This is a genomic window from Hahella sp. NS-SX17 (assembly GCF_057367735.1).
In genome coordinates this window covers 4,017,544-4,030,891 of sequence record NZ_CM170632.1, presented here as the reverse complement: position 1 = coordinate 4,030,891, position 13,348 = coordinate 4,017,544, and the positions used below count along the sequence as shown (strand labels likewise).

13 protein-coding genes are annotated in these 13,348 nt (G+C 53.0%); 11 read left to right on the top strand and 2 right to left on the bottom strand.

Annotated elements, in window-relative coordinates; all coding sequences use genetic code 11:
- Window positions 1–17 precede the first annotated feature (17 nt).
- The gene (locus AC2IBB_RS17965; RefSeq protein WP_486328137.1) at window positions 18–593 is read right to left on the bottom strand and encodes a TetR/AcrR family transcriptional regulator; all 576 of its coding nucleotides are present in this window, start codon (window positions 591–593) and stop codon (window positions 18–20) included.
- 128 nt (window positions 594–721) lie between these two features.
- On the opposite strand from AC2IBB_RS17965, the gene AC2IBB_RS17960 reads away from it, so the two are divergent.
- From AC2IBB_RS17960 to katG, 8 genes are all read left to right on the top strand, one after another.
- Window positions 722–1,372, top strand: coding sequence for a glutathione S-transferase family protein (locus AC2IBB_RS17960; protein ID WP_486328136.1), 651 nt, complete (start codon window positions 722–724; stop codon window positions 1,370–1,372).
- A gap of 313 nt (window positions 1,373–1,685) precedes the next feature.
- Window positions 1,686–2,558 (top strand): substrate-binding periplasmic protein, encoded by an 873-nt coding sequence (locus tag AC2IBB_RS17955; protein ID WP_486328135.1) that lies wholly within the window; start codon window positions 1,686–1,688, stop codon window positions 2,556–2,558.
- 118 nt (window positions 2,559–2,676) lie between these two features.
- A complete protein-coding gene (locus AC2IBB_RS17950; RefSeq protein WP_486328134.1) occupies window positions 2,677–3,678 on the top strand; it encodes a hypothetical protein in 1,002 nt (333 codons plus the stop codon).
- 147 nt (window positions 3,679–3,825) lie between these two features.
- Window positions 3,826–4,152 (top strand): ArsR/SmtB family transcription factor, encoded by a 327-nt coding sequence (locus AC2IBB_RS17945; RefSeq protein ID WP_011397033.1) that lies wholly within the window; start codon window positions 3,826–3,828, stop codon window positions 4,150–4,152.
- On the top strand, window positions 4,149–4,649 hold the full coding sequence (locus AC2IBB_RS17940) for an SRPBCC family protein (protein WP_486328133.1): 501 nt from the start codon (window positions 4,149–4,151) through the stop codon (window positions 4,647–4,649). The genes AC2IBB_RS17945 and AC2IBB_RS17940 overlap by 4 nt, the downstream gene beginning before the upstream one ends.
- A gap of 123 nt (window positions 4,650–4,772) precedes the next feature.
- Window positions 4,773–5,324: a pyridoxamine 5'-phosphate oxidase family protein gene (locus AC2IBB_RS17935; protein ID WP_486328132.1), complete on the top strand. Its 552-nt coding sequence runs from the start codon at window positions 4,773–4,775 to the stop codon at window positions 5,322–5,324.
- A 451-nt stretch (window positions 5,325–5,775) separates the two neighbouring features.
- Window positions 5,776–6,297, top strand: coding sequence for a hypothetical protein (locus tag AC2IBB_RS17930; protein ID WP_486328131.1), 522 nt, complete (start codon window positions 5,776–5,778; stop codon window positions 6,295–6,297).
- A gap of 240 nt (window positions 6,298–6,537) precedes the next feature.
- A complete protein-coding gene (gene katG / locus AC2IBB_RS17925; protein ID WP_486328130.1) occupies window positions 6,538–8,715 on the top strand; it encodes a catalase/peroxidase HPI in 2,178 nt (725 codons plus the stop codon).
- An 89-nt stretch (window positions 8,716–8,804) separates the two neighbouring features.
- Here katG and AC2IBB_RS17920 read toward each other — a convergent pair whose 3' ends face one another.
- A complete protein-coding gene (locus AC2IBB_RS17920) occupies window positions 8,805–9,113 on the bottom strand; it encodes a hypothetical protein (RefSeq protein WP_486328129.1) in 309 nt (102 codons plus the stop codon).
- A 211-nt stretch (window positions 9,114–9,324) separates the two neighbouring features.
- Here AC2IBB_RS17920 and AC2IBB_RS17915 point away from each other — a divergent pair, with 211 nt between their 5' ends.
- From AC2IBB_RS17915 to AC2IBB_RS17905, 3 genes are all read left to right on the top strand, one after another.
- The gene (locus AC2IBB_RS17915; protein ID WP_486328128.1) at window positions 9,325–11,226 is read left to right on the top strand and encodes an Ig-like domain-containing protein; all 1,902 of its coding nucleotides are present in this window, start codon (window positions 9,325–9,327) and stop codon (window positions 11,224–11,226) included.
- A 104-nt stretch (window positions 11,227–11,330) separates the two neighbouring features.
- Window positions 11,331–11,642, top strand: coding sequence for a hypothetical protein (locus AC2IBB_RS17910; protein WP_486328127.1), 312 nt, complete (start codon window positions 11,331–11,333; stop codon window positions 11,640–11,642).
- Window positions 11,643–11,803: 161 nt separating this feature from the next.
- On the top strand, window positions 11,804–13,186 hold the full coding sequence (locus AC2IBB_RS17905) for an MATE family efflux transporter (protein WP_486328126.1): 1,383 nt from the start codon (window positions 11,804–11,806) through the stop codon (window positions 13,184–13,186).
- Window positions 13,187–13,348: the final 162 nt, after the last annotated feature.

Sequence of the window (13,348 nt, the reverse complement as noted above, 5' to 3'; positions counted from 1 at the left end):
TTCGTTGAACTATATGATCAAGCCGGTGAGGAAGCCCCTACCAAAGCAGCCTCCCGACAAACCTCCAATAACGATCCCGCAAGTTCTTCATCATTAATCGCCCGGGCGATGGCCATGCCGCCGATCATGACGACGGCTGTGCGCAGGGCTTGTTGTTCCGATGCGGCGTCTTTGGTGTCCAGGTGTTGTCTTAGTGTGTTGACGAAGCCTTTGAATACTCGGGTGTAGGTGTCGCGTACTTGCTCTTCTCGTTGCGCTATGTCGGTGGTGAGGAAAGCCAGCGGGCAGCGGACCTGATCTCCCTGGCGATGTTCCAGGCTCAGGTAACCATTGACCAGCGCCTCTAACTGTGGCGGCTGATTCTCGTCGGGGTGCAACATCGCCCGCCCCTGCAGGGCGGAGGTGACGATAGCCTCTGCGTAAAGCTGGGGCTTGGAGGAAAAGTGGGCGTAAAAGGCGCCGCGGGTCAGGCCGGCGTCGGCCATGACGTCGTTGATTCCCACCTTGTCGTAGCCGTTGAGGGCGAACAGTCGCGCTGCGCTATCCAGAATTCGTTCTCGGGTATGCTGTTTGTGATCGGGGCTCCAGGGCATGTCTTGTTCGCTCCAGGGAAGGTTCGGTTGGAAATCACAGAGTAAATCTATCGAAAAATATGTTCTTGATCATATTGTGGTGAAGGCTAGCATGTTGGCGGACACTAACAAAGACAGGAAATTCGATAATGAACGCGCAAGTACATATTCTGGGACCGCAATTCAGCACCTTTGTCCGCACCGTCATGCTGTGCTGTGAGGAAAAAGGCGTTTCCTATAGCCATGGCTTCAGCATCAATGGCGCAGAGGTGGAGCGCAAAGGCCCGGAACACCTCGCACTTAACCCTTTTGGTAAAGTTCCGGTATTGATTCATGGCGACTACACATTGTTCGAAACCGCCACCATCTGCCGTTATCTTGACGCCCAGTTTGACGGCGTTCCCCTGCAGCCAGCGGACCTGCGTCAGCGCGCCTGGGTGGATCAGTGGTCAGCCGCCATCGCCCTTTATATTGATCAGGCGGTTGTGCGTGAATATTTGTTGGAGCTGGCTTTCCCTAAAGGTGAAAACGGAGAAGTGCGCTGGAACAAAGTGTCCGAGGCGCAGCCTGGTGTGATCAAAATGTTGCAGATACTGGAGGCCCAACTGGGCGCTGCTTCCTATATTTGCGGCGAACAGTTCACTATCGCAGACGCTATGGCCATTCCTATGCTGGATTACCTGGCCAATCTGCCTCAGGCAGCGGAATTGATCGCGTCGGACTCCAGTCTCGCCGCCTATGTGGCGCGAATGAGACAGCGGCCGTCCTCTCGTAAAGTGCTGACTGCAGCGGCGAAATAGATAAGGATTTTATTAACATGGCAATGATATTGGCGTGTTAATAATCAGCCGCCTGGATGCGCCTGCGCGACGATTCGCCGGGGGAGACAGGGCCTGACATGCGCAGGTCCTGTCGTTGCCGATAAATAGAAGAAAGCTATGTGTCTGCCTGATTAATAATATGACCGCCTTATTTTGATCTGCGTTGAACCTAGACGTTCAAGGCGGACGCCAGAGCGGCTCCTTATTCTTTCCCTGTTGAACGGCCATTGCAGTCTATACTCATAAAGGGTCAACAATCGTATATTCAGGATGAGTTACGAGGAGGCGCGGGATGCTGGCGAAGTCATGCAGGGGAATGATTTTCCTGTTGTCGGCGCTGTTGTCCTCACCGGCGTCGGCCGCGGACAACATCGTCAAGCTCACTAATGGCGAATGGTCGCCTTACACCTCAGAAACACTCAGGCACGGCGGAGTGTTCACTCATATTGTCACCGAAGCTTTCGCTCTGTCGGGCTATAAGGCGGAATATCAATACCATCCCTGGAGACGAAGCTATCAGTTGGCGCAGGAAGGGAAGGCGGACGGCTCGCTGACCTGGGCCCCCACGGTGGAGAGGGAGCGTGACTTTCACTTTTCCGACCCGGTGACGAATAACAGGAAGGTGATATTCCACCTTAAGAGTTTCGACTTTGATTGGAAAAGCATAGATGACCTGGCCGGGCTGCGCATTGGAGGCACTGACGGCTACACCTACGGCGAGGACTTTGATAATGCGGCAAGGGAGGGGCGAATATCTGTGGAATATGTCGTTTCCGACAAGTTGAATATTCGCAAACTACTGGCGGGCAGGATTCAGATTTTTCCCATGGAGATTGAGGTCGGCTACTCCCTGATCAGTCAGGAAGTGTCGCCGGTGCAGACCTTGCTGATTACCAATCATCGTCGTCCGATTATGGAAACGCCGATCTGTGTCGCCATATCCCGAAAAATTGACCAGAACCGGGCGAAACAATTGCTAAAAGCCCTTAATGACGGCCTGGAGAGTCTGCGGAACTCAGGGCGATACGAAGAGATGCTGTGGCAGTCCCGCATAGGAAAATACCGGCTTAAGAGCAATACCCGTTCTCCTGGTGAAAGCGTTGAGATTCCTGGGCTGTCAAAAAATGGAGACAGACTGAGTGGACGAGTGGCGGCGGCTTTATAAACTGATCTAGCGCTTTTGGCGGATATTAAAAGAGCGCGATTTTCCCATAGAATCCAGCTTCATCAGTAAGAATTACTCCTTCAAATCAAGCTGTTTCCAGTGTTAAGGATAATCGCGAATGACAGTGTTCTACTACCAATCATTTAATTCAAACGCCAGTAAGACCAGAGACGCCATCGCCGCCTTGTCGCAGTCACATGCGCGCAGCACCCATGACAAAATGGCCTCTGGAGAAATATTGACCGCTCGAAAGAGACCTGCGTCGGACGATGGCGGGTCCGCCGCACCACCTAAAAAAGTGGCCAAACTGGCGTTGCCTACATCTCATGGCGCGTCGCCGACAATCCCTATTTTTGGCCCCCCAATGCGACTGTTTATGGAGCCGGCAGGGGCCATGAACAAAGGCTCCCTGACGGTCGTGCAGTTTCAATCGCTTGTGCAGGGCAAAGCGCGCGAAATCCATCAGGATGTGATCCGGTCCATAGGTTCTCCCATTGACCTGGGGGTATTTGGAGAAATCGACGGCAACCATTCCGACTGGAATTTCCTGAAAGACCACTTTGGAGATCTGCAACACGCCGTTTCAACGGGAAAAGCCTGCAATAGTTTTAGCGTTTATGACTGCGCAAAGCTCAAAGCCGAAATCATCGGGTCGGGGGATGGCTGGATAGCGGTTAAAAAGGACTGGGTCAACATTGCGTTTGTGCATGTTCCCAACGCCATCGCCAAGGATAAAGGGCGCGTCCAGCAGTTTTACCGGGATATCCACCAGGCCTTCATGTCTAAAGGAAAAGGGGGGCTGGATATTGTGATGGGAGACACTAATCAGAGCAGTCGAGGATTTACCGCAACGGCGCTCTCCGAAGCATTGGATATCCCGTTCACCAATGCCGGCGATTCACATGAATTCACCACCGCCGATACCCATGATAATCGCTTTCACGGCACAAACAGCAACGGGAAGGATGTCTACGATGTTGCTGTTTACAATACACGGTCGATAGAGTTTAAAAAGTTCGACTATATCTCCCAGGCGGCTTCTTCCGCCAACTCCGCCGTGGCTTTCACCGATCATATGGGCATGGCGCTTTCGGTCAGCAAAAGAATACCCTTCGTTTAAAAAACTTATGGGCGGCAATCGTGCGCGGAGCCGCCCATCTCCCAGTCTTTCTCCCAAAGTCCGAATAAAATTTCATCAGTCCTATTGTGCAACCAAAAAGTTGCGCATATACTTGCAACCGAATAGTTGCATAATTATTGCGATATCATGAAACGAGATATTTTCCAGGCGATCGCCGACCCGACACGCAGAGCCATTATGGTGTTGATCGCCGCGCAGGGCATGACGCCCAACGCCATCGCCGACCATTTCGAAATGACCCGTCAGGCGACTTCCAAGCATATTCAGATATTGAATGAGTGCGGTCTGGTGTCGCAGCAGAAGCAGGGGCGGGAAATCTTTTACCAACTCAAGCTGGAAAAGATGCAGGAAATAGATATTTGGCTGGAGCAGTTCCGAAAGTTGTGGGAAGACCGTTTCAGCCAGCTCGACGCGCTGTTAAACACCCTCAAATCAGGAGATAAAGAGCAATGAATGCGAATCTTCAGTTCGACTTCCTCGTTGATAAGGAAAACAACACCATTACCGTCAAGAGAGAGTTTCAGGCTAAGCGCCAACTGGTCTGGGATTGCTACACCAAAAGTGAGCTGCTGGATCAGTGGTTTGCGCCCAAGCCGTTCACCACGAAAACCAAAACCATGGATTTTCGTGAAGGCGGTTGCTGGCATTACGCCATGATCGATCCTGAAGGAACGGAATATTGGGCGCGATTGGACTATCAAACCATCCGTCCGATTGAAAACTACACAGCGCTGGACGGATTCACTGATGCCACCGGCGAGATTAACCCCTCACTACCACGCTCAAAGTGGGACGTATCCTTCAAAGACAAGGCGGAGCACGCATTGGTTCATACCGTCATTGCCTACAACACACTGAAAGACCTGGAAACGGTTATTCAGATGGGCATGAAAGAAGGCCTGACTTCCACATTGGAGCGACTGGACGAGTTGCTGTTAACTTTTAAGTAAGCGACCATACGAATTTCAAGTAAGCGTCCATAGGAACTTCAAGTATAGTGCGATGAAAACCGGAAGCGGCCTGCTGGCTTGTTTCCGGTTTTGCTTATCAGGACAGGAACAGGAACAGACAGAATGGGACAGCAGTTTTCAGAAATCTCAGACAAATTGACTCAGTTTATTCAGGAGCAGAAGCTGTTTTTCGTAGGAACGGCGGGTAGAGAGGGCAGGGTGAATATTTCTCCTAAAGGCATGGACTCTTTGCGGGTGCTTGGCCCTAATCGCGTCATCTGGCTGAACGTCACGGGCAGCGGCAACGAGACCTCGGCGCATATTCAGGAATGTCCCAGAATGACCGTCATGTTCGCCGCATTCGAAGGAAATCCATTGATTCTTCGTCTGTACGGAGAGGCCAAAGTGATCCATAGAAATGATCCAGAATGGGAACAACTGTTCGCTCATTTCGCCCCCATCCCCGGCGCCAGACAAATCTTCGACCTGCATGTCGACCTGGTGCAATCCTCCTGCGGCATGGCGGTTCCTTTCTACGACTACGTCGAAGACCGTGAACTACTGAAAAACTGGGCCGTAAAGAAAGGCGACGACGGCATTAAAGACTACTGGAAACAGAAGAACGAAGTCAGTCTGGATGGCAAAGAGACGCATATTGTTGAGAAGAGTGTTTGATAGGCGTTAGACGATGATGATATCCGCCTCGTCATCAGAGGAGCCGACGAAGTCTGAGTAATATTCGTGCTCCCTATCTAATTCTCGCTATTGTTTCATTCTGTTGCTTTTGTGGGTTTATTGTATTGATTGTTTGGCCGGGCGCATAGCGCGTCTGGTTGCGGTTGTTGGTCGGGTAGCGGCTTTGGGCGCGGCGTTTGGCGAATAGGGGGCGTCGATGATGGCGTTTTTAGGTGTGGGCTGGGTGGTTTGCGCCTTCTCACTAATCGAACTATATATTTTTGGGGCTGCGCGCTCCGGCCGCAGGTCTGGATCATCGATTGTCCTGACCGCGCGTTAAGGGAAGCGCAGCTTATCCATTGATTAGTGTGAGTTAATCAGGAAGTTTACTGCGCATGATCGTGGCGGGGTTGCTTCCGATAATATGCAGCGCCATGGAGGAATACTCGACATGACATGCAAGAATGAGAAGCAAGGCGCGGTGCATAGCGGCCTGTGCGATGTGACCTATCCCTGCACCAGAATTGCTTCTTCCACAGACATTCGCGCCACGCACCAACGGGACTGCTCACTGGGCGGCGGATTCGTATCTTTGGGCGATGTTCACCAGACCTTGGGTTATGAGGCCAGCATGGACCTCATCAATTTGGACGACCTGATCACGTTTATGGATAATCGCGCCAAATTCGGCACTTACTGCAATATTCCCAAATCCAGGGGCCGCGCCCATTTTTGCGTGGATAAGGGACGTCGCACTGTGGAAGGACGGCGTTTGTCCTGGCTGTGGGTATTTCCCGACGGGAATGTGCGGCCCGCTCACAAAATACTGAGCGATAACCCGACTTACGTGTGGACCAAACAGCAAATTATCGACGCCTATCGGGCCGCCCAAAATCCTGGTCTGCCTATGTTCACCCGTCACGTAGACAAGCATTCGGAACTGGCGATCACCTTCTGTCTGCCGTTGCCGTAAGGTCGCGGAGGCGCACTCATCCAATCCAGATCGCCGCTGACAGCGTATTCATCAAGGCCGGGTGGATACGCTGTCGCGCACGCCTTAAACAGCCTCAAACGCTAACTCTGCTATCCTGTGACTGATAATAGCTATCGTTATGATCAAGAACCTAAATTGGTCAATTCAACTGCGCACGTACTATAACTGAATCACTGGACGAAACCTGATAATAGCTTGAATACGAATGGAGAGAACGCAATGTCTGATAGCAAATGTCCCTTTCATCACGCGCCAGCGGAGGGAACATCGAACCGGGATTGGTGGCCCAACCAGTTGCGGCTCGAAATCCTCCACCAGCGCTCTTCTTTATCTAATCCGCTGGGTGAGGAATTCAACTACGCGGAAGCTTTCAAAAGTCTGGATCTGGCGGCGGTAAAGCAGGATCTGACTGCATTGATGACTGACTCTCAAGATTGGTGGCCCGCGGACTTCGGCCATTATGGTCCGCTGTTTATCCGCATGGCGTGGCATAGCGCCGGCACCTACCGCACCGGCGACGGACGTGGTGGCGGCGGAACCGGCAATCAACGCTTCGCCCCTCTGAATAGCTGGCCGGATAACGTTAACCTGGACAAAGCGAGACGTTTGCTGTGGCCGATCAAACAGAAATACGGGCAGAAGATTTCCTGGGCGGACCTGATGATTCTCGCCGGCAACGTGGCGCTGGAATCCATGGGCTTCAAAACCTTCGGTTTCGGCGGCGGACGTGCGGATATCTGGGAGCCGGAGCAGGATATCTACTGGGGCGCCGAGAAAACCTGGTTAGACGACAATCGCTATTCCGGCGATAGAGACCTTGAGAATCCGCTGGCCGCCGTGCAAATGGGTCTGATCTACGTGAACCCGGAAGGCCCCAACGGCAACCCGGACCCCATTGCGGCGGCCAAAGACATTCGCGAAACCTTCGCGCGTATGGCGATGGATGATGAAGAAACCGTAGCGCTGATCGCCGGCGGACACACTTTCGGTAAAACCCACGGCGCCGGCGATGCGGCGAATGTGGGGCCGGAACCGGAAGCGGCGGGCATGGCAGAGCAGGGCCTGGGATGGCGCAGCAGTTATGGCTCTGGTAAAGCCGGCGACGCTATCTCCAGCGGCCTGGAAGTGACCTGGACGGAAACGCCGACCCAATGGAGCAACAACTTCTTCGAAAACCTGTTCGGTTACGAATGGGAGCTGACCAAGAGCCCCGCCGGCGCTCATCAATGGGTTCCCAAAGGCGGCGCTGGCGCGGATAAAATTCCCGACGCCCATGATCCTTCGAAGCGTCACGTTCCGACCATGCTGACCACGGACCTGTCACTGAGATTTGATCCCGCATACGAGAAGATCTCAAGGCGTTTTTATGAGAATCCGGAACAGTTCGCGGACGCTTTCGCTCGCGCCTGGTTCAAGCTGACCCATCGGGATATGGGGCCGCGCGCACGCTACCTCGGACCGGAAGTGCCCGCCGAAGACTTAATCTGGCAAGACCCGGTTCCTGCAGTGGATCATCCGCTGATTAACGACCAGGATATCAGTGCGCTGAAGAGCAAGATTCAGGCGTCAGGGCTAACCGTCGCGCAAATGGTGTCCACCGCCTGGGCGTCCGCCTCCACGTATCGCGGCTCCGACATGCGCGGCGGCGCCAATGGCGCACGTATTCGTCTGGCTCCGCAGAAAGAGTGGGAGGTCAATCAGCCTGACCAGTTGGCGCAAGTGTTGAAGACCCTCGAAGGTATTCAGGGTGAGTTCAATAGCGCGCAATCCGGCGGCAAGAAAGTCTCACTGGCGGATATGATTGTGCTGGCGGGTTGCGCTGGCGTTGAGAAAGCCGCGCAGAACGCCGGACATAACATCAAGGTTCCATTCTCGCCGGGGCGTATGGATGCGTCGCAAGATCAAACCGACGTCGAAGCGTTCGAGGTGCTGGAGCCCATCGCGGATGGATTCCGTAATTACATGAAGGGTAAATACGCCGTTTCGGCGGAAGAGCTGTTGGTGGACAGGGCGCAACTGTTGACGCTCACTGCGCCGGAAATGACCGCGCTGATCGGCGGCCTGCGCGTTCTCAACACCAATGTCGGCCAGAGCAAACACGGCGTTTTCACCCGACGGCCTGAATCGTTGACCAATGACTTCTTCGTTAACCTGCTTGATATGGGCACGGTGTGGAAAGCAACCTCCAAAGAGGAGGATATGTTTGAAGGGCGTGACCGGGTAACGGGAGAGGTGAAATGGACTGGCGCGCGGGTGGATCTGGTGTTCGGCTCCAATTCACAGCTCAGAGCCCTGGCTGAAGTGTACGCCAGCTCCGATGCGCAGGAACGCTTCCTGAAAGACTTTGTCGCCGCCTGGAGCAAAGTCATGGACCTGGATCGCTTCGACTTGGCGTAACCAGCACAGGCCATTCGCTGCAAACGCGGATTAAACGCCTGCCCGGCCTCGGGCGGGCGTTTTTCGTTAGACCGGGTCTGTCTATGGTTTTAAGCGATGCGCTTTTCGATCCAGGCAATGGCGGCGCGACAATTCCAGAGCCGCTCCTTATCCTGCATCGCGATCTCCGCGGCAGTCATGCTACCCGGCTTATGTTCAAGAAGTGACTCCAAACGGGCTCTCTCAACCTTTAGCGCCGCCAAAACAGGGCCGCTGTCGCAGGTGAGCAGCAGCGCTGTAATCGCCTTGATGGTTTCCTCTTGGGAGGATTCGGCGGACTGGGAGAAAGGGGTGTCGGTGACGGCGAGGCAATTCGCCACCTGGCGCTGAAAGTCTTCGTCATTATCCTTCGTGTGCATACTTGAATCTCCGCCTTGGCTTTTAAGGAGCCTCTGAAAATGGTCAGTCTCTGACGAGGGTGCGGCAATCTGATTCGATAATGCATCTATAATTGTCTGCATCTGACGAACGTCCGTCGTTAGACTTCTAATAAAACCAAAAACGAAGCCTGGGGAGCAATTGCCGCTATTACGTTCAGGACACCCACATTTTTCAGGAGGAATAATGCTCATGTCGAATTACTCACGCGTTTTGATTTCAAACCTTCTATGGCCATTGCTATGGTTACTGGCCGGTACGTCTTTGCAGGCCGCTCCCCAAGCGTCAAACGTCAGCTATGTCACAGCAATTAATACGTCTCTGGACATCAGTCTGGATAGTTTGAGCTCCAGTCAGGAAGGGTTTAAGTTTGGCATTGTCGCGCCGCCGTCTCACGGTGAGCTCAGTCCTTTGGGCCCTGTGTCAGGGCAGTCTGCGGACGGCGCCAGGTGGCGATATACGCCGCAGACGGATTTTGTCGGCGTCGATGTGTTTGAGTTCTACATCCAGGATCAACAGGGGGAGAGGGCGCAGGCCCGAGTGACGGTTTCCACGGAAGATGGGGCGATTAACCGCTATGTTTTTTCTCCCGGCAATGGCTATAACGGCGTCTCGCACATGTATGGCCCTTATGTGGCGGATGCGGTGTATGGCGCTGGCAAACCGATTAACTTCCCCTATATTCAGCCGGGAGATCGCATCGAAATTGAATCGGGAACCCGCAGCAAAACCCTGCGTATCTGGGGATTGCAAGGAACCCCTGAGCGTCCCATCGTGATCATCAATCAAGGCGCGGTTGAACTGGGCAAGGGCGGTCACACCATTGAGCTGGACGCCTGCAAATATGTGCAGATCATGGGCGTCGGCGATGATGATCTGGATACGGGCATTCATATTCATGGCGGGGCGACCAAAGGCATTCGCATGGGGGAAGCCTATACGCAGCACATTGAGCTGGCCTATCTGGAGATCGATCATACCGTTATGGCGATCAGCTTCGGCAGCAAATATCCCCTGGGCGCTGCGCCGCCCACCGATGGTATTCACATCCACCACAATGATATTCATGATATCTCCGAAGAGGCCTTCTATCTTGGCAAGGCCGCGGATCAGGGCGGCGGCGCCTACTCCACCACTCATGACCTGACAGTCGCCTACAACCGGCTGCGCGACATTGGCTATGAAGGTATTCAGATTCGCGGCTTGCGCGGCGCCAACAATCGCATTCACCATAATGAAGTGATCAATACTGGCTGGTCCCATGACGGCGGACCCAATGACATGCACGGAATCTATGGCTATGACGTACATCAGGTGAGCATCTACAACAACCTGATAAAAGGATCGGACCGCGCTGGCGTCTATATCAAAGAGTATGGGGACACCAACGACTCTCTCTTCGAGGTTTTCAATAACCTGATTATCGACTCCGGTCGCGCGGATAACGGCAAAGGGCACGGCATATTGATCTCCGCCGGCCATAGCGCCAATCTCTACAACAACACCATCGTGGGAGCGCGTGAATACGGCATTAGTTATTACAGCGACCTGGACAGCGCCCATATCGCCAACAATCTGCTGGTGGACATTCAGGATCTGATCAGCCCCATTCGCGATATAGGCAACCTCAGCATCCTGGTGGAAGGCAACCAGTTTTACGCTGATCCGGCGCAAGCGCAGTTCGTGAACGTCGCACAGGACGATTATCGGGTGGCGGCGACTAATGCTGACATCGTGGACAACGCGACGCCGCCCCTGATTGCATCGTCGGATTACGCCGACCATCCGCGTCCCGGCGGTCCTGCGTCGGATATAGGCGCACACGAAAACCAGCTGCCGGTCTCATGGGATCAGACATTTGTTTATCCATCATCAGGTACGCTCAACGGGACGCTGGCGGGCTATGACCCGGAAACCGATGCAATCGCCTACGCGGTGGCGACGCCGCCACAGTATGGGAGCGTGACGCTACAAGGCGCTGACTTTATCTATGTCGCTGATCCAGGCTTTCCGGGGCAGGATCAGTTTACGGTGGAGCTGAGCGATGGAGTGGGGCGGTCGACTTGGGCGACAGTCAGTATCGCAGGCGAATAGACTGAGTTTGATGTACGCTGGACCCGATATGACGCCCGGCGTTGTATCAGGGCCGCTCTGTATAAAGTTGAGGCCTCGCCAACGTTTTTCAGAGGTTCCCCTGGATGACAGACAGTATTGAATATAACGGACGCACAACAGATAGAAAAAACGCCATCGAGTCCGTTGAACGGGCGCTATTGCGCCATGGCGATTGGGGAAGTTGCGGCGACTTCTCCAAACCGCTGAATGAGTTAACAGACGAATATAAAATAACCATTGAGGAAAGGCCTGACAGTTTTTCCGTCACCTGTATTTCCACTATTCCCAATAGCGGTTTTGAAGTTGCTTTTTCTGTTTTAAAGAAAGACCTGTCTATCGATTTGCATAGCGTTGTTATTGGCGTTGATTGCCCGCCGCCAGATATAGACGAATAACCGCTTTAATTCCCTGTCTTTCGCTATAAATCGCCGCCCTCCATGCAACCATGTTGTGGTACTCTACGCAGCCGTTGATATCCATCGCGTTACAAGTAAACAAGTCAAGGAAATGCGGCTCTGATCTATGTGTCGGAGATTGTGGAAACAGGACGTTATTTATGACAATGGCCGTCGTCAAAGCGGAAGTTGAGTACTGCTTTAAAGAACTTATCGCTTCTCTCACCATCGCCTACCCAATATTGATTTCACTCAGTCTCAGTATGATAGCGGGGCTGACGGATATGATTGTCTTAGGGCGATTTTCAACAGTTTCACTTTCCGCCGCTGTCGTCGGCAACAGCGTCTTTATTATCTTTGCGACGGCGATCAACGGTTTAATCAGGGGAATGGTCCCGCTGTATTTTCAGTCTGAAGATACTGCAGGTAAGCATCGGGTGATACGCAGTGGCGCGCAACTGGCGTTGTTTTCCGGGGTAGTGGGATGTCTGCTGCTGCAGTTGCACGGGGTGGCGTTGACGTTTTTAAATCTGCCCGCGGACATCGCCCTCGCCGCCAGTCGCTATCTGGATGTACTGGCTTTGGGCTTGGTTCCCCTTTCACTCAGCATGCTGGTGACCAATTTGTTTGTGGTGACCAAGAACACCAAGCCTCTGTTAAAAATAAGCACTTTATCTTTTGCGGTGAACGCCCTGAGCACGGTGGTGTTGGTCTGTGGCTGGCTGGGATTGACGCCGATGGGAGAGCTGGGGGCGGCGGTAGGAACGGTTATCGGGTATGTTTTTGCGCTGGCGTTTGGCCATCGCTTGTGCGGCGCAACTCTATTCAACTCGCAGGCGGTAAAAGACGCGTTGCGGGCGGAGAGGAAAATACTGATGCGCATCATCCGAATCGGCGCGCCGATTTCCGCCTCGGTGATAGCCAAGTTTGCAGCCATGTCGGTTCTCGCGATGATCGCGGCATATTCTGGAGCAGATTCCGTCGCGGCCTTCGGTATTCTCAACAGTATCGCTTCTATAGCGTTCATTTTCGCCATCGCCTACGGGCAAGCGCAAATGTCCCGCGTAGGGACCATCAAAGAAGTGCAAGCGGAACCGCTGCGCTGGTTTATCGCTTTTCTGTTTAATGGCGTCGTTGTGATGTCGTCTTTAATCGCCGTTGTTTATTTAATTAGCGATAAATTGGTCTATTTTTATACACCTGATAGGCGTGTCGCGGAACTGGCGCTTGAGGTCGTTCCTCTTATGCTGCTGGCCTGCTTGTTCGACGGGGTGCAAGCATCCGCCGGGATTGTTCTGACGGCATTCAAAGACACATTTTTCTCATTCGTATCACTACTTATATCTTATTTCGTGTTTTGTATTCCCATGGTATTAGTATGGGGTAACGTTCAGGGTGAGGGGATCGTTTACGATCTGTTTTTCTCCATGACGGTAGGCTTGTTTGTTTTATGCATTTTGCAGGTTGCGCGTTTACATTACGTATCAACCTGTGGGCGGAATACTCTTATAGCTAACCGGCCTAAACAGAGTCGCGCCGCATAGCCTACTCTTATCGATCAAACCCTCCCTGTAAAAGAAGAGTTTTTTGACAATTGGCGGCGTTGTGAACAGCGGTAAGTTGTTCTTGCCTTTAATAGAACTTATATAAAATAAGTGCGGTTTTCAGGTATAATGCGGCGCCAAAAATTTACACTGCCTTTTGTG